We start from the raw sequence: 24,045 nt of genomic DNA on the forward strand, positions 1-24,045 counted from the left end.
CTCACGCCCCGAGCTGCCGGCCGGCCGCGTCCACCGTCTGCTCCAGCAGCGTCGCGATCGTCATCGGACCGACGCCGCCCGGCACCGGGGTGATGAGCGAGGCCCGCTCCACGGCGGAGTCGAAGTCGACGTCGCCGATGTTGCCCGGGTTGTAGCCGGCGTCGATCACGACCGCGCCGGGCTTGATGTCCTGGCCCTTGATGAGCTGCGGCCGGCCCACGGCGGCGACCACGATGTCCGCCTCCCGGACGACCGCCGACAGGTCCGTCGTACGGGAGTGGCAGTACGTCACCGTCGCGTCCCGGGCGAGCAGCAGCATGCCGGCGGGCTTGCCGAGGATCGCGCTGCGGCCGACGACCACGGCCCGCTTGCCGGACGGGTCGACGTCGTACGCGTCGAGCAGCCGCATGATGCCGCCGGGGGTGCAGGACACGAAGCCCGGCAGGCCGAAGCTCATCGTCGCGAACGAGGCGAACGTGACGCCGTCGACGTCCTTCTCGGGGGCGATCGCCTCGAACGCGGCGCGCTCGTCGATGTGGGCGCCCATGGGGTGCTGGAGCAGGATGCCGTGCACGGCGGGGTCGGCGGAGAGCTCCTGGAGCGTGTTCACCAGTTCCTCGGTGGTGGTCGCCGCGGGCAGCTCCACGTGCCGGGAGGCGATCCCGGCCTTGCGGGAACGGTTCTGCTTCATGCGGACGTACGTCACGGAGGCGGGGTCCGCGCCGACCAGGAAGGTCGCGAGACAGGGCGTCGTGCCGGTGCGTGCGGTGAGGTCGGCGGCGCGCTGAGCGGTGTCCTCGACGATGCGTCGGGCGAGCGCGGTGCCGTCCATGAGACGTGCCTGGGCCATGATCCACTCCTGGGCTGACAGTAGGGTTCGCCCAGGCGCACGGCTTCACGTCGTACGGGCCGCTCCCCGGTGGTGCTCCACCTCAGCGCCAGTCACGGCCCGCCCCCAGACTAACCCCGGCGCCGCCTGCGCAGGCCGTGCGGGGTCGGAGGCAGCGCGCGGTGCCGTGTGCGTCGTAGCGCCGACCGCATCAGTGCGGCGGACACCAAGCGGGCTGCCGCCGAGGCCGGCAGGGTGCGGCGGGAGCGCACCGGGAACGATCGGCCGAGGCCCGCACGCGCCGAGAAGGTCCAGGTCACCCTGGACGTGATCTGGACCTTCGGCAGACTTCTCCCTACTCGTCCCATGCCTGGAGCATGATCTGTTCGGCGATCTTGCCGTCGCGCAGCGTGATCATGGATTCGGCGAAGACCCGGACCCCGTCCGCGTACTCGCAGGACTCGGTGTACGCGACCTGATCGCCCTGCATGATGCACTTCTCCAGCTTGTGCGCCTTGATGTCGCGGCTGTAGACGTCCTCCAGAAGCTCGCCTATCTCGCTCCGGCCGTGCAGGACCCTTGGACTGCTGGGCTGGGTGTTGCGGTCCACGATGCGCAGCTCCGCGTCGTCCGCGTAGAGCGACAGCAGATTCGCGGCCTTGTCTCCCTCGATGCCCTGACGCAATGTCTCCGTGCTGAACGCGCCCATGATGACCTCCTGTGAGGCCCGCGGCCCGAGGGGAGGGGCCGCCTGGGTCTCACCTTCGAGACTCCTCCGCCCCGCCGGTCTCGGCAAGCGCAGGGGCGGTACTGCGCCTGACGGGTGAGAGGCGCCCCGCACCCGTGTCCACGCCCGGCGTGGCGCCGTTGCAGACAACATGATCTCCACTCGACGTATCGTCGCCGTCGTCGGTCTCGCCGCCGGTGTCACCGGCCTCGCCGCCCCGATGGCGAGCGCGGCCCCCGCGGACGCCGACACCGCCAGGCTCAGCCCGATGGCCACGCTCGACTCGCTGACCGTGAGCGACCTCCCCGCGGAGCGCAAGGCCGAGATCCCGCGCCCGTCCGAGCAGCTGGCCCAGCTCAACCGCGTCAACGACCTGAACCAGCTGAGCCAGGTGACCGACCTGGCCGCCCCCGTCACCGGGCTGCTGCCGGCCATCCAGTAGTCGTCTGATCCGCGTACGGAGTCGTACGCGCACGTCCACACCAAGGGCCGTCCGGGCAAACCGGGCGGCCCTTGACATTGCCCGGAGCCGCGCGGAGCATGCGCGTAGCAAGTGAATCTTGCTTCACTTGGCGAACGATTTCTCGCAGTGCACACATTGTCGTGGCGAACGAAGAGGTCCGCATCATGCCCATCACCCGCGAACTCCTCATCGGCGGCAAGGACGTGCCCGCCGCCTCCGGCCGGACGGCCGAGGACCTCAACCCCTACACCGGGGAGGTGTACGCGACCGTCGCGGCGGCGGGCCCCGAGGACGTACGGCGGGCCGTGGACGCGGCCGACGCGGCGTTCGAGGAGTGGGCGGCGCTGGCCCCCTTCGCCCGGCGCGCGATCCTGCTGAAGGCGGCCGACCTGCTGGAGAGCAAGGGCGACCAGGTCGCCGAACTCATGGCGGGCGAGGCCGGCGGCACCCGGCCGTGGGCGTACTTCAACGTGGCGCTCGCCGCCAACATGCTGCGCGAGTCGGCGGCCGCCGTGACGGCCCCGCGCGGCGAGGTGCTCACCGCACAGGAGCAGGGCGCCCTCGGCCTCGCGGTGCGCGAACCGGTGGGCGTGGTCGCCGCGTTCGCGCCGTGGAACGCTCCGGTCATCCTCGGTGTACGGGCGGTCGCGGCGCCGCTGGCCGCGGGCAACACGGTCGTGGTCAAGGCGAGCGAGGACGCGCCGCTGGCCTGCGGCCTGTTCGTGGCCGACGTGCTGCGCGAGGCCGGGCTGCCGGACGGCGTGCTGAACGTGATCACCAACGACCGGGCGGACGCCGCCGAGATCGCCGAGGCCCTCATAGCCGACGAGCGGGTCCGGGCCGTGAACTTCACCGGCTCCACCAACGTGGGCCGCATCATCGGCGAGCACGCGGCACGTCATCTCAAGCCCGCCGTCCTGGAGTTGGGTGGCAAGAACGCGGTGATCGTACTGTCCGACGCGGACGTGGACTACGCCGTCGACGCCGTCACCTTCAGCGTGTTCATGAACGCCGGGCAGATCTGCATGTCCGGCGACCGCATCCTCGTCCACGAATCCCTCGCCGATGAGTTCACGCGGAAGTTCGCCGCCAAGGCCGCCTCCCTCCCGTCCGGCGACCCCTCCGACCCGCACACCGTGGTCGGTCCGCTGGTCGCCGCCTCCGCCGCGCAGCGCGTGGCGGGGCTGGTCGAGGACGCGGTCGCCAAGGGCGCCAAGGTCCTCACCGGCGGCGGCAAGCCGGACGGCGCGGTCCACCCGGCGACCGTGCTCACCGACGTGCCGAAGGACGCCGAGCTCTATCACGCGGAGGCGTTCGGGCCGGTGTGCGTGGTGGAGACGTTCGCCGACGACGCCACCGCGGTGGCCATCGCCAACGACACCGACAACGGCCTGACCTGCGGCATCATCACCGAGAACGCCACCCACGGCCTCGCCGTCGCACGTCGGATCCGCACCGGCATCGTGCACATCAACGACCAGTCGGTGGCCGACGAGCCGCAGGCCCCCTTCGGCGGCTTCAAGGCCTCCGGGTACGGCCGCTTCGGTGGCCGCTGGGGCATCGAGGCCTTCTCCAACACCCGCTGGGTGACCATCGCCACCCAGCAGGCGCACTACCCCTTCTAGCGGTCCTGCCCCGGCCCGGCATCCAGGAAGTGGAAGCCGGGCCGCGGGTGCATCAGGAAGTCGTGGTGGGAGATGTTCCAGGCGTAGGCACCCGCCAGCGCGAACAGCACCCGGTCACCGGCCCGCAGCCCGGCGGCGGGCACGCGACGCGCGAGGGTGTCCTTCGGTGTGCACAACTGCCCCGCCAGCGTGACGTGTTCGCCCTCGACGGCGGGGCGCGGCCAGGGATGCGGCCACGCCTCGACCGGGAGGACCGAGCAGGGCTGGTCGTGTCCCTTCGTCGCCGGGGTCCGCAGGTGGTGGGTGCCGCCCCGGACCACGGCGAACTCCTCGCCGTGACTGCGCTTCACGTCCAGCACCTCGGTGGCGTACCAGCCGCAGTACGCCGTCAGTGCCCGGCCCGGCTCGATCCGCAGCGTCAACTCCGGGTGCGCCTCGGTGAGTCGGGCGAGCCCGCTGCCGTAGGCCGTCCAGTCGAAGCGGCGCTCGGGGGCGGTGTAGTCGACGTGCATGCCGCCGCCGACGTTGACCTCGGCGAGCGGGACACCGAGGCCGGTGGCCCAGGCGACCACCGCCTCGGCCGCCGCGAGAAGCTCGGGCGCCTCCAGACCGCTCGCCAAGTGGGCGTGGACGCCTCGGAGTTCGAGGTGCGGGTAGGTGTCGTCGGCGAGCGTGCGCACGACGTCGGCGGCCTGGGCGGGGTCCATGCCGAACGGGGTGGGACGCCCGCCCATCGCCAGCGAGCTGCTTGCCAACGAGCCCTCCGAGAGGGGCAGGTTGACGCGCGGCAGCACCGCGACCCGCCGTCCGCTGCTCCGTGCCAGCTCGGCCAGCATCCGCAGCTCGTAGGCGCTCTCGACGTGGAAGCGGTCAACTCCCTGTTCCAGCGCCGCCGTCACCTCGTCCGGCGTCTTGCCGGGCCCGCCGAAGGCGAGCGGGCGGTCGGGCACGGTCTTGGCGACATGGGCGAGTTCGCCGCCCGAGGAGACCTCGTAGCCGTCGACGTACGGACCGAGCGCGGCGAGGATCTTCGGCTCGGGGTTGGCCTTGGCCGCGTAGTAGAGCTCCACGCGTTCGGGGAGCGCGTCCCGGACGGTCGCGGCATGGGTGCGGAGGGCCGCCAAGTCGTAGACGTAGGCGGGGAGTTCCTCGGCGGGCAGGGATCGGACGTGGTCGTGGACCGTCCGGGTCGTTGTCATCGGGTGCTCCCGGTCAGGATGTCCTCGGCGAGCGGGGACGGCAGGCGGACGTATCCGGCCTCGCGGTCGGCCTTGCGCTCCCAGCGGGTGAGCAGGTTGGCCTTCGCGGGCAGCGGGACGCCGGCGAGGAGGGCGGCCAGGCGGGGCGGGCAGCCGTGGCGGTCCGCGTAGGCCTGGAGCGTCGCCCGCACACGGTTCCACAGCGCGGCCTCCGCCTGCGGGTGCAGGTCGGCGAGGGCGGCGAGCAGCTCGGCCACATGGTTGACCAGCAGGCAGTAGACGACCCGGTCCCAGCCGCGCCGCGCGTCGTACGTCATCGGCGCCGCGACCTCGGGCGGCAGCGCGGCCAGGGTGTCGGCGTGGTGCTCGGGGACCAGCTTGGTGCCCTCCAGGTCGCGGAAGAGGACCTGGGCGGGCAGCCCGGCGCGGTCCACGCAGACCAGGACGTTCTGGAGGTGGGGTTCCAGGACCAGGCCGTGGTCGAAGTAGGCGGCCAGGACCGGGGGGATCAACAGGTCGAGATAGGCCGACCACCAGTCGAGGGCCGCGCGGGCGTCCGGGGTGCCGAGGAGGCGGGAGATCTGTGCCGCGCTGGTCGGGTACTCGTCGGCCACCGCGGCGGCCAGCAGCGGTGTGGTGCCGGGTGCGAGCCGGGCGGGCAGGCCCTCGCGGACGATGACGCCGAAGCCCTCGAACAGCGCTTGGTCCGGGGTGCCGTCGGGGCCCGGCAGGGCGAGGGTGCGGTAGGCGGGCTCACGGAGCACGGCGCTGCCGGGGAAGCGGTGGGCGAGGTCGGCCAGGGCCGGGGCGAGGGCGCGGGTCAGGGCGACCGCGCCGGACAGCTCGTAACTGCTGTTCTTGCGCAGGCAGTTGGTGATGCGCACGTTCAGGCTGAACTTGAGGAAGGTCTCCCCGTCGTACAGCGTGCGTACGGACGCCGTGGCGGCGAACGGGCGTCCGCCCGGGCCGAGGTCGAGGACGTCGCCGCGCGCGAGGGCCGCGCGCAGGGTCGGCTGGTCTCGGAGCGTCTCGTACTGCCAGGGGTGGGCGGGCAGCAGCCGGTAGCCGTCCGGGACGTCGGCGCGCGGGCGGTCCAGGGGAGCGACGGCCGATGGCTCGACGGCCTCCTCGGCGATCAGATGGTCGCGTACGGCGAGGTGCCGCAGCGGGAAGACGGCCCCGGCCTCCGGCGCGTACGCGGACCAGGCGCGCGGGTCGCCGGTGCGGGCCTTGGGGGTGGGGTGGAAGCGGTGGCCGAACAGCAGGGACTGTTCGGAGGCGAGGTAGGCGTCGGTGGCTGGTGCGGCGCTCGGCGTGCTGAGCGCGGTCGTCACGGACGCGTGGCTGGAGGCGACCTGCTCCAGGAACTCCTCGTTGCGCACGCCGGTGCGCAGCGACAACTCGTCGTGCGTGTACGCGGCGAGGCGCCGCCAGTCGACCTCGGCCCAGTCGGTGCCGCGCTGTTCGTGGACGGGCCCGGTGAAGCGGTGCGCGCCGAGCAGCGAGGTGCGGCGCAGGGCGATGCGCAGCAGGACCCCGCGGCGCGGCAGCCGCAGCAGAAGCGTGCCGTCGGCGACGACACTCTGGCGTTCGGGCCCGGACACCTCGCGCAGCAGGCAGTTGAGGAGGGTGTGGGCCACCACCTCGTCGGCCGTGGGCAGGGCGGTGCGCTCGGGGGTGGGGGCGAGCGGGGGCATCAGCGGCTCCAGCGGGGGGTGATGGAGGGGAGGAGGGTCGCCACGGCGGTGACGGCGGCAGCGGCGGCGCCGGTCAGCACGGGAGCGGCCGGACCGAAGCGGGCGCTGCCCGCGGCGGCGGCGAGGCCCGCGAGGACCGCGCCGGCCTTGGAGAAGAACTCCAGGGAACCGAACATGCCGCCGGGCGCCCGCCCTTTGGCGCACTCCGCGGCCAGCACCTGAAGACACACCAGGCCGAGGGTGAGACCGGCGCCGAGCAGCAGCCGTACGGCGATCAGCGCGGGCAGATGCGCGGCGAGGCCGTGTCCGGCGAGACCGAGGGCGATGAGGACGAACCCGAGCACGATCCCGGCCCGGGGACGGTCCCGGAAGGCGGAGTGCACGGCCAGCGCGCCCACCAGGTAGCACAGGTGGGGGAGGGCGAACAGCACTCCGGACAGGGTGGGCGAGGTGCCCGGCAGCCGGTCGTCGACCAGGGCGATGAGGTACGGGAAGGAGATGACGGTGGAGAACACGAACGCGAACTCCAGTGTGTACAGCGCCCGGAGTGAGATCACGGGAGCCGTCTGCGGAGGGGCGGCGGCGTCGGTCTCCCGGTGCTCGGCAGGCCCCGGTTCCGGCAGTGCCGCGAGCAACAGCGCGGCCGTCAGCGGCAGTACGGCGAGCAAGGCGTACTGGCGGTGCGGGGACAGCCAGCCGGACAGCGTGCCGACCACGATCGGAGCCACCACCAGCGCCGCCCTCGCGCTGCCCTGCATCAGGGTGAGCGCCCTCGAGAGCGCCGGGCCCTCCAGGGCGGCGCCCAGATATCCGTTGGAGGCGGCGAACGTGCCGCCCAGGACGCCCTGGAGGACGAGCGCCAGCGTGAAGGTCGCCAGCGAGTCGGCCCAGCCCGCGAGCAGGAACGCGACCGTGAGCCCCAACTGGGCCCGCAGCAGCAGGCGTTTGCGGCCGTACCGGTCGGCGAGCCGTCCCCACAGCGGGGCCGCGAGCGCGCCGAACACCGTCGGCACGACATACAGCACCCCCGCCCAGCGGGCCTGGCGGTCGCCCAACTCCGGGAGGATCGAGGTGAGATACGGCGGCAGGCCGAGGGCCGCGAAGGAGGCCACGAAGTAGCAGCCCGCCACGGCGTGCACCTGGCCGCGCCCCAAGCCGCCTCGCGGCAGTCGGACGGCCTGGGCGGCGCTCATGCCGGACCCCCGTTCGGGATCAGGTAGTTGGGACCGGTGGTGTAGTGCTTGTTGACGTCGGTGGCGCCCGAGCGCTCCTTGGACAGCAGCGTCCCGGCCGTGACCATCGCCTTCACCGGCAGCCGGGGCGCCCGCAGCACCCGGGCCCGCAGCACCTCCCCGGCGTCGCCGCCGAGCCGGTCCACCGCCTCCGTCAGTCGGCTCCGTACGAGATCCAGCACGGCCCGGCGCTGCCGCGGCAGCCCGAACGCGTAGGCGCCCGCGCACAGATGGACGGTGATGGTGGTGAACACGTCGGCCACCGGCCCGTCGCCGTCGACACAGGTCCGCGCGTCGTCGAAACCCCACGGGCCGGGCAGGACCGCGCCCAGCCGTTCGGGGTTGATCCGTGGCCCGTCGTCGTCCTTGAACAGCAGCCGCAGGCTTCCGGGCCGCAGCACCAGCGAGATGTTCTGCTGGTGCGACTCCAGCGCGATGCCGCACCCGAACAGCGTGGTCTGCCAGTCGAAGAGCAGCGTGAGGAAGGCGTCCAGCAGGGCGAGCGGGTCGCCGCCGTAGAAGCGGTCGGCCAGGTGGTCGAGGACCAGCCGCCCGTCGGGCGTTTCGGCGAGCAGTGCGGCCAGCGGTACGACCTCGCTGTCGTCCAGCCCGGCCGGGAAGCGGCGGCAGAGCACGGCCAGCAACTCGTGCCCGGCATGCGCGTACGTCGTCTCGTCGGCGTGCAGGATCGTGTCCCGGAACCGGGGTTCACGGGCCAGTACGGCCTCGACGAGCCGCTGTCCCGCCGCGCCGTCGACGAGGGTGCCGGGCTTGATGGACCGCTTGTTGCGCAGGCCCAACGTGGAGGTGGCGAGGGGGAGTTTGAGGTGGTGCGTGTCGTCCACGGCCACCGTGCGCATCGACAGGGTCGGTACGACGTCGAGGTGGACGCGGTCGGCGAACAGGGCACCTGTGGGGAGGCCGGCCTCGCGCAGGGCGTCCGCGGTCAACGGGTGGACCGGCAGGGGCAGATGAGTGCCCTCGGCCGTCGCCAGGCCGAGGTCGGTGCAACTGGGCCAGAACTGCGGGAGCGTTCCGGTGAGGGTGAGGGACTCGCGGGGGACGGCCAGCCAGCGCAGGGCGAACCGGGGGTGGAACTCCGGGGCATAGGCGCGCAGTTGATCCTCGGTGAGCCCGGCGCGGCCGCGTGCCGTGGGATACACGGGATGGTCGAGGCGCGCGGCGAGGGCGTCGTACGCGAGCGGTGGCCACCGGGTGGAGTCGGCGCCGAAGCCGATGGGTGAGGCCGCGTGCAGCCGCATCGTGGCCAACGTCTGCCGGCACTCCTCGGCGAAGGCGTCGTAGCCGGCACGGTCGACGGGGTCGGCGAGGGTGCGCAGCGCGTTGACGACGGTGTCGTACGAGCTGAGTTCCCTGCCGTCCGACTCGCGGACCAGCAGGGGCCGTCGGGCCGCGTACTCGCACTGGAAGCCGTCCTCGACGACGGGCAGCAGGAGCGCGTCGTCCTCGGTGGGCAGCCGCAGCCAGGGTCCGTCCGGGCGTGCGACGAGGGTGCTGCGGGTGCGCAGGCCCACGACGTCCTCGCGGAGGAGGGCGCCGAGGACGCGGGTCAGCAGCTGTGCGTCACAGGTCGCCGTCACGGCTGGATCTCCCAGCGCAGGCCCGCCAGGAAGTCGGCCGTCACCCGGTCCACCGTCGGCTGGTCGGTGCCGGTGGCGCGCAGGACGCCGAGGTAGTCGCGGTTGGTGCGGTACAGCTCGTGCCGCTCGCCGGTCGGCCGCAGCGGTCGGTACGTCAGATGGACGCCGTCCACGGTGAGTTCCGCGGCGGAGGGGGCCGCGGTGAGGAGTCCGGCGCGGTCGGCGCACGGGTACTCGAGGCGGGCGGCACCGTCGAGGCGGGCGCCGAGGTCCGCGGGGAGCGGCTCGCCCAGGTGGGTGCGGAGGATGTGCTCGAAGAGCGGGATCTCCAGGAGCCGGGCCAGCAGCAGGTCGCACTGGTCGCCGATGGCCCGGTAGTTGACCTCGATGAGCCGCGCCCGGCCCTCGTGCACCACGAACTCCGTGTGGCAGGCACCGAACCCGACGCCCAGCGCGTCCAGTTGAGCGAGGACCTGAGAGACCACCGGCTCGGGGTGGGCCGGGACGAAGGTGAGGCGTTCCTCGATGAAGTACGGCGGGGGCGACAGCTCGGTGTGGAAGCCGCCCAGGACGTGCCGGACCTGCCCGTCGCCGAGGGTCTCCAGGGTGTACAGCTCGCCGGGGAGGTACTCCTCCACGAGCAGGACCGTGTCCGGGCGGCGCTCGAAGATCTCCTTGGAGCGGGTGGCCATCTCCTCCGGCCCGTCGACGAGGACGACGTCCTCGCTGGCGACGCCCTCGCGCGGCTTCACCACGCACGGGTACGGGGCGTCGGGGAGGGCGCTCGGCGCGGTGATCTCCGCCGACCAGACCGTGTCCACGCCCGCGGCGGCGAGCCGGCGGCGCATCTCCGCCTTGTCCTTGCAGCGCAGCGTGGCCCGCCAGTCCTTGCCGGGCAGGTCGAAGTAGGCGGTTGCCAGGGCGGCCTGGGTCTGGAGGTGGTCGCTGTTGGTGAAGACCGCGTCGGGGCGGTGGTGGGTGGAGACGCGGGTGACGACGGCCCGGAAGTCGCGGACGTCGCACTCCAGGACCTCGACGTCCGGATAGGTGGCGCGGTGGGCGGCGGGCTGGTCGGTGAGGACGGTGACGTCCAGGCCCAGCCGGGCGGCGGCGGGCAGGAAGCCCTCGGCGACGGAGTCGGTCGGATTGAGGGCGAGCAGGTACAGGCGCATGGGTGAGAAGGAACTTCCGCTAGCGGGTGGGGGGTTGACGGGGGCGGGCCCGGCCGGGGGCCATGACCCGCCCCGGATCAGCGGGAGTTACTTGGCGGGGAGCGCGACGCCGGTGGCCTTCGCGACGTCCGCGAGCATCTGCTCCGCGGCCTGCACACCGATGCCGGACATCCAGGTCTCGTCGGGCACCTCGAAGACCTTGCCGTCCTTGACGGCCGGGAGGTCCTTCCACACCGGGTTGGAGGTGACCTGCTTCTTCTGGGTCTTGTCGTCGACGTCCGCGGAGGTGACGAAGATGAGGTCGGCGTCGGCCTGGTCGATCTCCTCCGGGCTGACGTCCTTCATCGTGACCTCGGGGTCGTCGGAGACCTGCGAGGACGGCCGCTTGAAGCCGATGTCGTTGAGGACGACACCGCTGTAGGAGTTGGACTGGTAAAGGCGGGTCGGGCCGGCGATGAAGCGGACCACGGACGCGGTCGGCATGGTGCCGCCGTCCTTCTTCTCGATGGCCTCACCGAGCGCCTTGGCCCGCGTCTCGTACTCCTTGAGCTTGGCCGCGGCCTCCTTCTCCAGGCCCAGCGCCTCGGCGTGGACCTTGAGGTTCTCCTTCCACACACCGCCGGTGGTCTCCGTGAAGACGGTGGGGGCGATCGCGCTGAGCTTGTCGTAGACCTTCTCGTGGCGGATCTTGGAGGACAGGATCAGGTCCGGCTTGAGGGAGGCGATCTTCTCCAGGTTGGGCTCCAGGAGCGGGCCGACGTCGGCGGTGTCCTTCAACTCGCCCTTGAGATACGTCGGGAAGCCGCCCTCGGTCTTGAAGTGCGGGGCGACCGCGCCGACCGGGTCGATGCCGAGGAGGGTGACGTCGTCCAGCTCGCCGGTGTCGAGGACGACGACCCGCTTGGGCTGGGACGGGATCTTCACGTCGCCCATCACGGTCTTCAGGGTGCGCGGGAAACCGGCCGAGCCGGGGGCGGGCTTGGCGGCGGCGGAGTCGCCGGACCCGGAGTCGGAGCCGCCGCAGGCGGCCAGGGCGGCCGTACCGAGTATCACGGCGAGCAGGGTGGCCAGAATCCTTCTGATTCCGGGCAGGGTGAAGCGCTGGGACATGGGGGGTGGGTTCCTTCTGGGTAGGTGAGCGGGTCAGGCGGTCGCGGCGGAGCGCCGGGCCGCGCTGCTTCTCGGGACGACCAGCGGCGTGCCGGTCTCCGGGTCGGGGACGACCCGGCAGTCCACGTCGAACACGGACTTGACCAGCTCCGCGTCGAGGACGTCCGCCGGGGTTCCGGCGGCGGCGAGCCGGCCGTCCTTGAGGACCACCATGTGGTCCGCGTAACGGGCGGCCTGTCCGAGGTCGTGCAGCACCATCACCACGGTGCGGCCCGCCTCGGCGTGCAGTTCGGCGACCAGGTCGAGCACGTCGAGCTGATGCCTGAGGTCGAGGAACGTGGTGGGTTCGTCGAGCAGGAGCAGCTCGGTGTCCTGCGCCAACGCCAGGGCGATCCAGGCGCGTTGCCGCTGACCGCCGGAGAGCCGGTCGACGGCCTGGTCGCGCAGGGACGCGGTGCCGGTGCGCTCCAGAGCCTCGTCGACGGCCTTCTGGTCGGCCGCCGACCACGGGCTGAGCAGCCGCTGGTGCGGGTAGCGGCCCAGCCGTACGAGGGCCTCGACGGTGATCGCCTCCGGGGTGACCGGCTGCTGCGGCAGCAGACCCATGCGCAGGGCGAGGGCCTTGGCCGACATGCGGTGGATGTCGGAGCCGTCGAGGGTGACGGTGCCGGCCGCCGGGGCCAGCAGGCGGCTCAGGCCACGCAGCAGCGTCGACTTGCCGCAGGCGTTGGGGCCGACGATCGCGGTGACGGCGCCGCCGGGGAGGGTGAGGTCGAGGCCGCCGACGACGAGCCGGTCGCCGTAGCGGAGGTCGAGGGCCTCGGTGGCGAGCTGGTTGGGCGTGTTCACTGGCGTCTCCGCGGTCATGCGTGGGTCCTCCGGACGGGCGAGCTCTGCCGGAGCATCAGCACCAGCAGCCAGGGCGCGCCGAGCGTGGCCGTCACCGCGCCGACCGGCAGCCCCTCGATCGGCAGCAGGTGCTGCACCACCAGGTCGGAGGCGAGCAGCAGAACGGCCCCCGTGAGCCCGGCGAGGGCGAGGGACACGGCGGTCGGCGGCCCGGTGAGGAACCGCACGATGTGCGGCACGGCGAGCGCGACGAAGGTCACGGGACCGGCGAGCGAGGCGGCCAGGGACGCCAACACGACGGCGAGGACGAGGAGTTGGAGGCGTGCCGTGGCGGTGTTGAGGCCGAGGGCGCCCGCCGAGTCGTCCCCGAGATCGAGCACGGCCAGTCTGCGGTGCAGGACGAGCGCGGCGGCGAGCGTGATCAGCAGGGCGCCGCCCGCTCCCCACACCTCCGTCCACGTCCGCCCGTACACCGACCCCGTGGTCCATTGCAGCGCCGACCCGGCGAGCTCGGCCGGGAAGCGCACGATCATCAGGTTCACGGCGGCGGCGAGGCCCGCCTGGACCGCGAGGCCGGTGAGCACAAGGCGGGTGACGGAGAGCCCGGAGCCCCAGGCGAACACGCCGAGCAGCAGGGCCGAGAGGAGCCCGCCGGCCAACGCGCCCAAGGGGATCAGGGTCTGCGAGGCGCCGGCCGCGAGGAGCGCGACCGCGCCCAGCGAGGCCCCGCCGGTCACACCCATGACGTCCGGGGACGCCAGCGGATTGCGGAACAGCCGTTGCAGCACACAGCCCGCGACCCCGAGCCCGGCACCGCCGACGATCGCCGCCACCGCGCGGGGCGCCCGGAACTGCTGCACCACCAGGACGTCACCGCCGTCGCCGAGCCCGACGAGGGCGCGCAGGGCCGTGCCGGCCGGGATGCGCATCTCACCGGTCGTCAGGGAGACGGTGAGCAGCGTGAAGAGCGTCAGCAGGCCGAGGACGGCGAAGGTCACGACCCGGCTACGGATGCCGCTCATCGGGCCACCTTCCGGGCCAGCAGTGCCAGCAGGGGCGCGCCCAGGAACGCGGTCACGATCCCGACCTCCAGCTCGGAGGGGCGCAGCACCATCCGGCCGAGTACATCGGCCGACAGCAGGAGCAGCGGACCCGCGATCAGACAGCCGGGCAGCAGCAGCCGGTGGTCGGCGCCGAGCAGCGGTCGTACGAGATGAGGGGCGGCCAGGCCGATGAAGGCGACGGGGCCCGCCACCGCGACCGCCGACCCGGCGAGCAGGACGACCGCGATACCGCCCGCGAGCCGGATGCGGGCGACCGGGACACCGAGGGCCTGGGCCGAATCGTCGCCCAGGGCAAGGGCGTTGAGGGCGGGGGAGACGGCCAGCGCGACGACGATCCCGAGCAGCAGCGTCGGCAGGACCGGCCACAGCGTGTCGAGCGGGCGCCCGGCCAGGGAACCGGCGAGCCAGAAGCGGGCCTCGTCGAGCGTGCGCTGGTTCAGCAGCATCACCGCGGACGTCCAGGACAGCAGGACGAGTTGGAGCACGGTGCCGCCCAGGGCGAGCCGTACGGGATCGATGTCCCCGGCGCGGCGGGCCAGCGCCTGGGCGAACAGCGCCGCCGCGGCGGCACCGGCGAACGCGAACCACACATATTCGACCGGGTCGTTGAGCTTCAGCGCGAAGATCGCCACGACGACCGCGAAGGACGCGCCCGCGTTGATGCCGAGGGTCGTCGGCGAGGCGAGCGGGTTGCGGGTGATTGCCTGTGCAACGGCTCCGGCGACGCCCAACGCGGCGCCGACCGCGAGGCCGATGACGGTCCGTGGCAGACGCAGCCCGGTCACGACCAGCGCGTCCCGCCCGTGGGCGTCGCCGAAGAGGGCGTCGACCACCGTGGGGAGCGGCACCGAGCGGGTGCCGAGCGCGAGACTCAGCGCGGTGCACAGGGTCAGGGCGGCGAGGCCGGTCAGGAGGAGCGGTATGTGCCTGAAGGCACGGGTGGGCACACCTGTGGCGGGTGCGTCCCGTTGGGTCGCAGTCACGAACGGTGAGCTTAGGTGAGGCTTGCTTTACTTTTCAACCGGCTGTGAGAATGATGTGCCACCGCTTGACATGGAGATCCCTTGATCAAGATAAGGTAAGGCTTGCCTATTAAGTCTCTTGCCTGTTGAATCTCTCTGTGGGGAGCGCGCCGATGCCGGTGGCCCTGAAGACCTCGCCGGACGAAGCCGTCGCCCATGCCCTGGGTGGCGTCTACCGGCGGCTGGCAGATGTCTGCGAGGCGCTGGATGTACGGGTCGCGTCAACGGGACGAGGGGGAGTGACGGCAGCCGAGTTGGCGAGTGATCGCGCGACGCTGGACGCCTTCGTCGAGGCGGAGGCGGCACGCGTTCACGATCGCTACGGTGTGCGTCCACGCCCGGACGTCGCCGCCTCCCGCGCCCTGCACGACTACGCCTGGACCGTCGGCATGCTCATGGGTGGCCCCTGGTACCTCGAACGCCGGGTGCCGCGCATCCATCCCGAGGACCTTCGCCTCGACCTGGCCTCGGGGACGTACACCATCACTCCCGGCACGGAACTGGCCTGTCTGGCCGACGACCCGGTGGCCGGACGCCCTGGTGCGCTGACGTTGCCTCAGGAGTCCGAGCTGCGCGCCCAGTTGAGGATGTCGCTCGCAGAGCACATGCGTCCCCTGCTCGCCGCGATCGGCCCCGTCGCGCGCCGCCGCTCACGCGCCCTGTGGGGCATGGTCTCCGACGACCTCGTCTCCGCCCTGTGGTACCTCGGGCGGACGCTCGGCCAGGAAGGCGCCGCGATCAGAGCCGCCACCGAGGTGCTGCCGGTGGCCGTGCCGCCGTACCCCAGTGGCGCCGACTTCCGCCACCTCGTCGGCGCGGACGGCCGCCGCCATCCGACCCGGACCCGTACCGGCTGCTGCATGTTCTACGCGATCCGCCCGGCCGAGGCCTGCTCCACGTGCCCGCGCACCTGCGACGCGGAACGGCTGCGCCGCCTGGAGGGCCAAAGCCCGGCGGTACTGTCGGAGGGGCGGCCTCCGGCCTAGGGTGAGGCGATGACCGCCGCCCAAGAGAGCTCCGCGTCCACGCCGTTGACCGAACCCGGCGCCCTCCAAGCCTCCACCACCCTGCTGGAACGCCTCGCCGACAAGCTCGGCGGCAAGGCCTCCGTCGAGGTCGTCTACGGCGAGCCGATCACCCGGGACGGCATCACGGTCGTTCCTGTCGCCCGGGTCAGCTTCGGTTTCGGCGGCGGCGCGGGGCAGGGGAGCGGCACCTCGCTGAGCGGGGAGGGCGGAGGCGGGGGAGGCGGTGTCGACGCCAGGCCGCTCGGCTACATCGAGATCAAGGACGGTACGGCCGTCTACAAGCCCATCCGTGACCCCTGGGTCGACATCGCGCTCCCGCTCGCGGGCATGCTGATCGGCATCGTCGGGTCGAAGTCGGTGCGTGCCCTGGTGCGCAAGCGCAACCGCCGCGCCTGAGCCCGGGGTTCACCCCGCCGTCGCCAGGAACTGTGTCGCCGCCAGCTCCGCGTACAGCGGATCGGACGCCACGAGTTCGCGGTGTGTGCCCACCGCGCGCACCCGGCCCGCGTCCATCACCACGATCCGGTCGGCCATGGTGACCGTCGACAGCCGGTGTGCGACGACGAGGACGGTGGTCGTACGGGCCACGTCCGCGACCGTGTCGCGCAGCGCCGCCTCGTTGACCGCGTCCAGCTGCGAGGTCGCCTCGTCCAGGAGCAGCAGACGGGGGCGGCGCAGCAACGCGCGGGCGATGGCGACGCGTTGGCGCTCGCCGCCGGAGAGCTTGGTGCCGCGGTGTCCCACCAGTGTGTCCAGACCGCGGGGCAGCCGGGCCACCAGACCGTCCAGCCGGGTCGTCTTCAGCACACGGGTCAGCGCGTCCTCGGCCGCCTCCGGGTTGCCCAGCAGCAGGTTGTCCCGCAGCGAGCCCGACAGCACGGGCGCGTCCTGCTCGACGTACCCGATCGCCGACCGCAGTTGCGGCAGCGGCCAGTCGGCGAGGTCGCGGCCGTCCAGGGCGATGGTGCCCGACTCGGGGTCGTAGAAGCGCTCGATCAGCGAGAACACCGTGGTCTTGCCGGCGCCGGACGGGCCGACGAACGCCGTCATGCCCTGGGCCGGCACCGAGAACGTCACCCCGTGGTGGACGTACGGCAGGTCGTCGGCATAGCGGAAGCGCACGTCCGTGAAGGCCAGGGTGGCCGGTTCGGCGCCCGGGGCGGGCAAGGGGGCGGGCAGGTCGGCCGGTTCGGCGGGCAGCCGTAGCGCCTCCTGGATGCGGGCCAGGGCCGCGGCACCCGTCTGGTACTGCGTGATCGCGCCGACGACCTGCTGGATCGGGGACATCAGATAGAAGACGTACAGCAGGAACGCCACCAGCGTGCCCACGTCGATCGCGTCGGTCGCCACCCGGGCCCCGCCGACGGCGAGGACCGTGATGAAGGCGATCTGCATCGCCAGGCCCGCCGTATTGCCCGCCGCCGCCGACCACTTGGCGGCGCGCACGCTCTGCCGCCAGGACTCCTCGGCGGCCTCGTGCAGCGTGCGCTCCTCCCGGTGTTCCGCGCCCGACGCCTTCACCGTGCGCAGCGCGCCGAGGATCCGCTCCAGTGACGCGCCCATCACTCCGACCGCGTCCTGCGCCTGCCGGCTGGCCCTGTTGATGCGCGGCACGATCACGCCGAGGACCGTGCCCGCGGCGGCGATGACGGCCAGCGTGACGCCCAGCAGCACCGGATCGACCAGGCCCATCATCACGATCGTCGCGACGAGCGTCAGCCCGCCCGTGCCGAGGCCGACGAGGGAGTCGGTGGTGACCTCGCGCAGCAACGTCGTGTCCGAGGTGATGCGCGCCATCAGGTCGCCGGGCTCGGTGCGGTCGACGGCCGTGATGCGCAGGCGCAGCAGATACGACGACAGAGCGCGCCGCGCGCCGAGCACCACCGACTCGGCGGTCCTGCGCAGCACGTACGAACCCAGCGCCCCCACCGCCGCGTTGCCCACCACCAGGGCCGACATCACGAGCAACGCGCCCGTGACCGTGCGGTCGTGGGACAGGTCGTCGATCAACTCCCTTGCCACGAGCGGCAACAGCAGCCCGGTGGCCCCCGTCAGCAGCGAGAGAACGGCGCCCAGCAGCAGCGCCCACCGATGCGGCCGGACGTATCCCAGCAGCAGCCGCCAGGTGGGCGTGGCCGGCTCGGGCTCTGCGATGCTCACGGCGCTCCCTCGGAGTCGGGCGGAGCATTCAGGCTACGTCGGCCGCCGCGCCCAGGGGGCGCCTGGGCGGTCAGCGCGCATCCGCCCACATCCCGTAGCCCCTCGTCAGAATGGCGTGCGGGTCGTAGCGCTCCTTGGACTGCGCGAGGTCCGCCCAGTCGGCGCCGAAGTGGCTGCGCCAGTCCTCGGGTGTCATCGCCAGCGCGCTCATGGGGTGCAGGACCCCGCCGACGGCTCGGGCCCGCTCGTACAGGGCGCGGTTGGCGGCGAGCATGCGGCGGACCGTGTCCGGGTCCGAGGGCGGCGCGGTGCGCATCATGGAGAGCAGACACAGGAGTTCACCGGCCGGCCTGCGCAGCATCGGGGCGCGCAGCGTACGGCCGTTCAGCGGGCGCAGTTGCACCACTCCGCAGGTGCGCAGGCCCCGCTGCTCGGGCTCGGTGAGCGCACCCGGGACGGAGGCCTCGGCCACCTCCTCGGGGAGCAGCAGGCCGAGCCACGGGTGCGGGCGCTCCCACTCGCCGGTGGCGCGCAGCAGCCGTTCGTCACGGTCCAGGCGGTGGAGGTACTCGGCGTAGGACAGGTCCTCGATCTCCTGGGTGTCCCGGTCGTGGTCGAGGTCGCCGATCAACAGGTCGTCGACACAGGGGAGTTCGCCGTCGTGCGGGGCGACCGCCTCGATCATGTAACGCCAGCCGCCGCCGAGGGCCGGGCGGGCCTGGCCCACGACATGGGTGAACCGGCTGTCGCGGGCGATGCGCCGCTGGTCGGTGAAGTACGGGCCGGGATCGTCGTGGTAGAGCCGGTAGCGGCGGACCCGCTCGGGCGCGGGTACCAGGCGCAGGACGGCCCGCAGGATCAGCGCGCACTGGCCGAGACCGGCCAGGACCGCTCGGAAGAGGTCCGGGTGCCGTTCGGCGGAGCAGACGAGCCGCTCGCCGGTACCGGTGACCACCTCCACCTCCCGTACCCAGTCGGCGACCAGCCCGCACCGGTGACTGGAGGTACCGAAGCCGCCGGTGCTGAGCACCCCGCCGACGCTCGCGCCGAGATGGTCGGGGAGGACGGGGGGTGCGAGGCCGACGGCCAGCGCGGCGCGCACCACGTCAGCCCAGGTCGCACCCGCCCCGGCGATCAGCGTCCGCTCGTCCGGCACGCAGCGCACCTCGTTCAGGGCGCCCATGTCGATGACGTAACCGCCGTCGGCCTGGCTCTGCCCGTACGGGGCGAGTCCGCGGCCGCGGGCCGTGACCGGCAGCCGGTGCCGGTCCGCGAAGGCGACCAGGCCCTGCACCTCGGCACCGGAACGCGGCGACAGGACGTCGAGTGGCCGGGACTGGATGATGTGGCCGAAATCGTGCGCAGCGAATGCGCTGTCCGTGCCAACCGTTTTCATGCTGCACGCTCCACTGCCGTCGCCTCGGGTCCGGAATCTATTGTTCGGCCGTCGAAAATTTCGGAGAACACCCGGTACTGGAGAAATCCGTGCTCGGCGTGCCGTTCGGCGATGAGCGTGGCCATGCGGTTCAGAACATGCGCGGAAAGCGGCTGTTCACCGATGGTCGACACGTCGATTCCGTACTTGGCGCAGCATTCGAGGACCGCCTCGAAGCCGTTGACGGACGCCGCGAGCCAGCGTTGCCGGGGCTCGCGCCAGAGCACGGCGAGTTCGTCGAGGAGGCTGCGGCCGGGCGGCTCCGGGGTGAGCATCTCGTGGGCCCGGCGGGTGAGGTTCGCGACGTACTCGGCCCGGTCGGGCGGCGCGAGCAACTGGACCGTCAGCCGCCAGTCCAGCGCGGTCCGCCGGGCGGCGAGCTCCCGCAGCAGCGAGATCGAACCGCCCTCGACGATCACCAGCCGGTGCCGGTCGCCGAGCCGCTCCACCAGCGCGACCAGCGCGTCCGTGGCCGCCACGGCACCCAGGTCGCCGTCGGCGAAGGTGCGGTCCCCGAGCCAGTGGCGGCGCGCCCCCGGTACGTCGGCGCCCGCGCGGGCGCTGGTGGTGGCGAGGTCGGTGAAGCACTGCAGCCGGTCGGCGACCACGACCGGGGCGCCGGTTTCCCGGGCCAGCGCGGTGGCCGCCGCGCTCTTGCCGACGCCGGTCGGCCCGGCGATGAGGCGGACGCACGGACGTGCTGTGGAACGCGGGTCGCTGTGGACCATGACGGGATGTCCCCTTCCACTCCGTCTGCGGGGAGAGTCGGCGTCAACCTAAGCGCGAAAGGACAGGGCGAAGAACCAGGCAGGGATCTGGACCGGGCAAAGAGAAAGCTACCTTCCTGTGGACTTGTTAAAGGTTGAATTTCGCGGAGTGAACGGCCCAGGTGGGGGGAATCCAGGGTTCTACGAGAAACCGTCGAGTTGTTCCTGACGGATTCTTGACGCCTTTACGAGAATTCCTCACCTGGAGGTCGTCCCGTGCAGTCCGACATGCTTCTCGCCGCCGCCGACTCCCTTCCGCAGGACGGCGGTGGCACCCTCCTCCTGGGCTACGGCGCCGAAGAGGTACTGACCCGGGTCGCGGCCACCCCCGGCTGGACCGTGCACGTGCCGGGGCACCCCGACGAGGTGCGCAGGGCCGTGCTGGGCGCGGTGCGCGACGGGGAGCGGGCGTACGTGCATGTCTCCGCCGAGTCCAACGCCGAGCCGCGCGGCGGCGGGGAGGGCTTCGCGCGCGTACGGGAAGGGCTCGGCGGTGTGGTCCTCGCGGTCGGCGCCACGCTCGACCCGGTGCTGCGCGCCACCGCCGGGCTGGACGTGACCGTGCTCTACGCGACCACCGTCCGTCCCTTCGACGAGATCGCCCTGCGGACGGCCGTTCTGGCCGCCGACCGCGCGGACGTCGTCCTGGTCGAACCGGGCAGGCCGGGGATCTCGGCGGGACACGTCGCCGCGACCCTGGTCCATGTACCGCACCGGCTGCTGGTCCTGGGCGTCGCGGACACCCGCGACGAGACGGCACTCGGCCGGGCCGTGACCGACTTCCTGACCTGAGGCCGGAGGCCTCCGCTCCCGTGCCGTTACTGATCGGTTACACGTAGGGTCGGAGGGAGAACGGACAGGGCCGAAGGAAGGGTTCACCACCATGGCGCAGGAAGTACGCGGCGTGATCGCACCGGGCAAGGACGAGCCGGTCCGGGTGGAGACGATCGTGGTGCCCGACCCGGGACCGGGCGAGGCCGTGGTGCAGATCCAGGCGTGCGGCGTGTGCCACACCGACCTGCACTACAAGCAGGGCGGCATCAGCGACGACTTCCCCTTCCTGCTCGGCCACGAGGCCGCGGGCGTCGTGGAGTCGGTGGGGGAGGGTGTCACCGACGTGGCCCCCGGTGACTTCGTGATCCTCAACTGGCGTGCGGTGTGCGGGCAATGTCGTGCCTGTCTGCGCGGACGCCCCTGGTACTGCTTCAACACCCACAACGCGAAGCAGAAGATGACCCTGACCGACGGCACCGAACTGTCGCCCGCACTGGGGATCGGCGCGTTCGCCGAGAAGACGCTGGTGGCGGCGGGCCAGTGCACCAAGGTCGACCCCTCGGTCTCCCCGCAGGTCGCGGGCCTGCTCGGCTGCGGGGTGATGGCCGGCATCGGCGCCGCGATCAACACCGGCAACGTCGGCCGGGGCGACACCGTCGCCGTCATCGGCTGTGGCGGCGTCGGGGACGCGGCGATCGCCGGGTCGAACCTCGCGGGCGCGGCGCGGATCATCGCGGTGGACATCGACGACCGCAAGCTGGAGAAGGCCCGCACCATGGGCGCCACCCACACGGTCAACTCGCGTGAGAACGACCCGGTCGAGGCGATCCGCGAGCTGACCGGCGGCTTCGGCGCGGACGTCGTCATCGAGGCGGTCGGCCGCCCGGAGACGTACCAGCAGGCCTTCTACGCCCGCGACCTCGCCGGAACCGTCGTCCTGGTCGGCGTGCCCACCCCGGAGATGAAGCTCGAACTGCCGCTGCTGGACGTGTTCGGCCGCGGCGGCGCCCTGAAGTCGTCCTGGTACGGCGACTGCCTGCCCAGCCGCGACTTCCCCCTGCTGATCGACCTGCATCTGCAAGGCCGCCTGGACCTGGAGGCGTTCGTGACCGAGACCATCGAACTCACCGACGTGGAGAAGGCGTTCGAGCGGATGCACCACGGCGACGTACTGCGCTCGGTGGTGGTGCTCTGATGACCGCCCGCATCGAACGCCTCGTCACCTCCGGCCAGTTCAGCCTCGACGGCGGCACCTGGGACGTCGACAACAACGTGTGGATCGTCGGCGACGACCACGAGGTCATCGTCATCGACGCCGCGCACGACGCCCGGGCGATCGCCGAGGCCGTGGGCGAGCGCCGCCTGACGGCGATCGTGTGCACCCACGCCCACAACGACCACATCGACGCCGCGCCCGAACTGGCGGACCTCACCGGCGCCACCATCTGGCTGCACCCCGACGACCTGCCGCTGTGGAAGCAGACCCACCCCGACCGCGACCCCGACGCCCACCTCCAGGACGGCCAGGTCATCGAGGCCGCGGGCGCGGACCTGCGGGTCCTGCACACCCCCGGGCACGCGCCCGGCGCGGTCTGCCTCTACGACCCCGGGCTCGCCACCGTCTTCACGGGCGACACGCTGTTCGCCGGCGGACCGGGGGCGACGGGTCGGTCGTACAGCCACTTCCCGACGATCATCGACTCGATCCGGGCCCGGCTGCTGGAGCTGCCGCCGGAGACGAAGGTCCTGACCGGGCACGGCGACTCCACGACCATCGGGGCGGAGGCCCCGCACCTGGAGGAGTGGATCGCCCGCGGTCACTGAACATCCCCGGGGGCCATGGCGGGTCACGACTAGGCTCGCCTGTCATGACCACTGACGAACTCGTGAACCTCCATGGCGTCACCGTGCTGCGCTGCACGCCCGACGGACCCGCGCTCGACGGCGAGCGGGCCGCGCTGGATCTGATCGGAGACGCCATGGGACGGGGCGCCGACGTGGTCGCCGTGCCCGCCGAGCGCGTCGCGGAGGAGTTCTTCCGGCTGCGGTCGGGGGTCGCCGGGGCGGTCATGCAGAAGTTCGTCAACTACCGGGTGCGTCTCGCCGTCGTGGGGGACGTGTCCCGCCACCTGGACGAGAGCACGGCGCTGCGCGACTTCGTGCGCGAGACCAACCAGGGCGGGCACGTCTGGATCGTCGCGGACGACGACGAACTGGGCGAGCGGCTGCGCCCGGCCGGGTGACCCGGCCCGGAAAACGCCAGAGCCGATGTAAAAGGCGACAGAAGATGTCCGGCTTACCGGAGACCGTGGGGTCGACACCAACGGTCGTACGGGAGGTTCGGACATGGCAGCACAGCCACTGAAGGGCAAGGTCGCGCTGGTCGCCGGGGCGACACGGGGAGCCGGTCGGGGCATCGCCGTGGAGCTCGGGACGGCCGGCGCCACCGTGTACGTGACGGGACGCAGCACGCGCGAGCGCCGCTCGGAGTACGACCGCCCCGAGACCGTCGAGGACACCGCGGACCTCGTCACGGAGGCGGGCGGCACCGGCATCGCCGTCCCCACCGATCACCTCGAACCGGCGCAGGTCCGCGCGCTGGTCGACCGCATCGCCGACGAACAGGGCCGCCTGGACGTCCTCGTCAACGACGTCTGGGGCGGCGAGAAGCTCTTCGAGTGGACGAGCCCGGTGTGGGAGCACGACCTCGACAACGGGCTGCGGCTGCTGAGGCTCGCCGTCGAGACCCACGCGATCACCAGCCACCACGCCCTTCCCCTCCTCCTGAGGCACCCCGGCGGCCTGGTCGTCGAGATGACCGACGGCACCGCCGAGTACAACAGCACGCACTACCGCGCCACCTTCTTCTACGACCTGGCCAAGTCCTCCGTCCTGCGGATGGCCTTCGCGCTCAGCCACGAACTCGGCCCCCGCGGAGCCACCGCGGTCGCCCTGACGCCGGGCTGGCTGCGCTCGGAGATGATGCTCGAAGGCTTCGGAGTGCGCGAGGACAACTGGCGCGACGCCCTCACCAAGGTCCCGCACTTCGCCATCTCCGAGACGCCGCGCTACGTCGGCCGCGCGGTCGCGGCCCTCGCCGCCGACCCGGACGTGTCCCGCTTCAACGGACAGTCCCTCTCCAGCGGCGGCCTCGCCCAGGTCTACGGCTTCACCGACCTCGACGGCAGCCGCCCCGACGCCTGGCGCTACATCGTCGAGGTCCAGGACGCGGACAAGCCGGCCGACGTGACCGGCTACCGCTGACGGGCGAGGCCGCCTACGGTTCGGCCG

The 24,045-nt window shown here is 72.3% G+C and carries 23 protein-coding genes and 1 riboswitch; of the genes, 9 read left to right on the forward strand and 14 right to left on the reverse strand.

Annotated features, from left to right (window positions below; genetic code table 11):
* Window position 1: 1 nt before the first annotated feature.
* On the reverse strand, window positions 2-850 hold the full coding sequence (locus tag CRP56_RS37820) for a bifunctional 5,10-methylenetetrahydrofolate dehydrogenase/5,10-methenyltetrahydrofolate cyclohydrolase (RefSeq protein WP_097271853.1): 849 nt from the start codon (window positions 848-850) through the stop codon (window positions 2-4).
* A 22-nt stretch (window positions 851-872) separates the two neighbouring features.
* A riboswitch (ZMP/ZTP riboswitch) is annotated at window positions 873-956 on the reverse strand.
* A gap of 228 nt (window positions 957-1,184) precedes the next feature.
* Window positions 1,185-1,538, reverse strand: a complete 354-nt coding sequence (locus CRP56_RS37825) for a nuclear transport factor 2 family protein (protein ID WP_097271854.1) — start codon at window positions 1,536-1,538, stop codon at window positions 1,185-1,187.
* A gap of 169 nt (window positions 1,539-1,707) precedes the next feature.
* Between CRP56_RS37825 and CRP56_RS37830 the strand changes: the two genes are divergently transcribed.
* Window positions 1,708-1,998, forward strand: a complete 291-nt coding sequence (locus tag CRP56_RS37830; RefSeq protein WP_097271856.1) for a hypothetical protein — start codon at window positions 1,708-1,710, stop codon at window positions 1,996-1,998.
* Between the two features lie 185 nt (window positions 1,999-2,183).
* Window positions 2,184-3,644 (forward strand): aldehyde dehydrogenase family protein, encoded by a 1,461-nt coding sequence (locus tag CRP56_RS37835; protein ID WP_097274843.1) that lies wholly within the window; start codon window positions 2,184-2,186, stop codon window positions 3,642-3,644.
* Here CRP56_RS37835 and CRP56_RS37840 read toward each other — a convergent pair.
* The 9 genes from CRP56_RS37840 to CRP56_RS37880 all read right to left on the reverse strand — a co-directional run bounded on the left by CRP56_RS37840 (window position 3,641) and on the right by CRP56_RS37880 (window position 14,515).
* Window positions 3,641-4,843: a type III PLP-dependent enzyme gene (locus tag CRP56_RS37840; protein WP_097271858.1), complete on the reverse strand. Its 1,203-nt coding sequence runs from the start codon at window positions 4,841-4,843 to the stop codon at window positions 3,641-3,643. The genes CRP56_RS37835 and CRP56_RS37840 overlap by 4 nt on opposite strands.
* Window positions 4,840-6,540 (reverse strand): IucA/IucC family protein, encoded by a 1,701-nt coding sequence (locus tag CRP56_RS37845; protein ID WP_097271860.1) that lies wholly within the window; start codon window positions 6,538-6,540, stop codon window positions 4,840-4,842. The genes CRP56_RS37840 and CRP56_RS37845 overlap by 4 nt, the downstream gene beginning before the upstream one ends.
* Complete coding sequence (locus CRP56_RS37850) at window positions 6,540-7,733, reverse strand: MFS transporter (protein WP_097271862.1); 1,194 nt, start codon at window positions 7,731-7,733, stop codon at window positions 6,540-6,542. The genes CRP56_RS37845 and CRP56_RS37850 overlap by 1 nt, the downstream gene beginning before the upstream one ends.
* Window positions 7,730-9,373 (reverse strand): IucA/IucC family protein, encoded by a 1,644-nt coding sequence (locus CRP56_RS37855; RefSeq protein WP_257041518.1) that lies wholly within the window; start codon window positions 9,371-9,373, stop codon window positions 7,730-7,732. Before CRP56_RS37855 ends, CRP56_RS37850 begins: the two co-directional genes overlap by 4 nt.
* Window positions 9,370-10,545, reverse strand: a complete 1,176-nt coding sequence (locus tag CRP56_RS37860; protein ID WP_097271864.1) for an ATP-grasp domain-containing protein — start codon at window positions 10,543-10,545, stop codon at window positions 9,370-9,372. The genes CRP56_RS37855 and CRP56_RS37860 overlap by 4 nt, the downstream gene beginning before the upstream one ends.
* Before the next feature lie 87 nt (window positions 10,546-10,632).
* Window positions 10,633-11,655: an ABC transporter substrate-binding protein gene (locus tag CRP56_RS37865; protein WP_097271866.1), complete on the reverse strand. Its 1,023-nt coding sequence runs from the start codon at window positions 11,653-11,655 to the stop codon at window positions 10,633-10,635.
* 33 nt (window positions 11,656-11,688) lie between these two features.
* Window positions 11,689-12,522 (reverse strand): ABC transporter ATP-binding protein, encoded by an 834-nt coding sequence (locus tag CRP56_RS37870; RefSeq protein ID WP_097271868.1) that lies wholly within the window; start codon window positions 12,520-12,522, stop codon window positions 11,689-11,691.
* Window positions 12,519-13,526: a FecCD family ABC transporter permease gene (locus CRP56_RS37875; protein ID WP_097271870.1), complete on the reverse strand. Its 1,008-nt coding sequence runs from the start codon at window positions 13,524-13,526 to the stop codon at window positions 12,519-12,521. Before CRP56_RS37875 ends, CRP56_RS37870 begins: the two co-directional genes overlap by 4 nt.
* A complete protein-coding gene (locus tag CRP56_RS37880) occupies window positions 13,523-14,515 on the reverse strand; it encodes a FecCD family ABC transporter permease (RefSeq protein ID WP_097271872.1) in 993 nt (330 codons plus the stop codon). Before CRP56_RS37880 ends, CRP56_RS37875 begins: the two co-directional genes overlap by 4 nt.
* Window positions 14,516-14,703: 188 nt before the next feature.
* Here CRP56_RS37880 and CRP56_RS37885 point away from each other — a divergent pair, with 188 nt between their 5' ends.
* Both CRP56_RS37885 and CRP56_RS37890 read left to right on the forward strand, forming a co-directional pair.
* Window positions 14,704-15,576, forward strand: a complete 873-nt coding sequence (locus CRP56_RS37885) for a (2Fe-2S)-binding protein (RefSeq protein ID WP_097271874.1) — start codon at window positions 14,704-14,706, stop codon at window positions 15,574-15,576.
* Between the two features lie 9 nt (window positions 15,577-15,585).
* Window positions 15,586-16,014: a spore germination protein GerW family protein gene (locus tag CRP56_RS37890; RefSeq protein WP_097271876.1), complete on the forward strand. Its 429-nt coding sequence runs from the start codon at window positions 15,586-15,588 to the stop codon at window positions 16,012-16,014.
* A gap of 9 nt (window positions 16,015-16,023) precedes the next feature.
* Here the strand turns inward: CRP56_RS37890 and CRP56_RS37895 are convergent, their stop codons facing one another.
* From CRP56_RS37895 to CRP56_RS37905, 3 genes are all read right to left on the reverse strand, one after another.
* Window positions 16,024-17,778 (reverse strand): ABC transporter ATP-binding protein, encoded by a 1,755-nt coding sequence (locus CRP56_RS37895; protein ID WP_097271878.1) that lies wholly within the window; start codon window positions 17,776-17,778, stop codon window positions 16,024-16,026.
* 70 nt (window positions 17,779-17,848) lie between these two features.
* Window positions 17,849-19,174 carry an FAD-binding protein gene (locus CRP56_RS37900; protein ID WP_097271880.1) on the reverse strand — a complete coding sequence of 442 codons (1,326 nt, stop codon included), beginning with the start codon at window positions 19,172-19,174 and terminating at the stop codon, window positions 17,849-17,851.
* Window positions 19,171-19,941 (reverse strand): isopentenyl transferase family protein, encoded by a 771-nt coding sequence (locus CRP56_RS37905; RefSeq protein WP_097271882.1) that lies wholly within the window; start codon window positions 19,939-19,941, stop codon window positions 19,171-19,173. Before CRP56_RS37905 ends, CRP56_RS37900 begins: the two co-directional genes overlap by 4 nt.
* A 255-nt stretch (window positions 19,942-20,196) precedes the next feature.
* Between CRP56_RS37905 and CRP56_RS37910 the strand changes: the two genes are divergently transcribed.
* The 5 genes from CRP56_RS37910 (at window position 20,197) to CRP56_RS37930 (ending at window position 24,018) form a co-directional block, all read left to right on the forward strand.
* Window positions 20,197-20,772: a transketolase gene (locus CRP56_RS37910; protein WP_097271884.1), complete on the forward strand. Its 576-nt coding sequence runs from the start codon at window positions 20,197-20,199 to the stop codon at window positions 20,770-20,772.
* A 91-nt stretch (window positions 20,773-20,863) separates the two neighbouring features.
* The gene (locus CRP56_RS37915) at window positions 20,864-21,949 is read left to right on the forward strand and encodes an S-(hydroxymethyl)mycothiol dehydrogenase (RefSeq protein ID WP_097271886.1); all 1,086 of its coding nucleotides are present in this window, start codon (window positions 20,864-20,866) and stop codon (window positions 21,947-21,949) included.
* Complete coding sequence (locus CRP56_RS37920) at window positions 21,949-22,578, forward strand: MBL fold metallo-hydrolase (RefSeq protein ID WP_097271888.1); 630 nt, start codon at window positions 21,949-21,951, stop codon at window positions 22,576-22,578. Before CRP56_RS37915 ends, CRP56_RS37920 begins: the two co-directional genes overlap by 1 nt.
* Before the next feature lie 44 nt (window positions 22,579-22,622).
* Complete coding sequence (locus CRP56_RS37925) at window positions 22,623-22,997, forward strand: DUF4180 domain-containing protein (protein WP_097271890.1); 375 nt, start codon at window positions 22,623-22,625, stop codon at window positions 22,995-22,997.
* Window positions 22,998-23,100: 103 nt separating this feature from the next.
* Complete coding sequence (locus tag CRP56_RS37930; protein WP_097271892.1) at window positions 23,101-24,018, forward strand: SDR family oxidoreductase; 918 nt, start codon at window positions 23,101-23,103, stop codon at window positions 24,016-24,018.
* The last annotated feature ends 27 nt before the right edge of the window (window positions 24,019-24,045 follow it).

This window comes from Streptomyces sp. TLI_55 (genome assembly GCF_900206255.1).
Classification (GTDB): Bacteria; Actinomycetota; Actinomycetes; order Streptomycetales; family Streptomycetaceae; genus Streptomyces; species Streptomyces aquilus.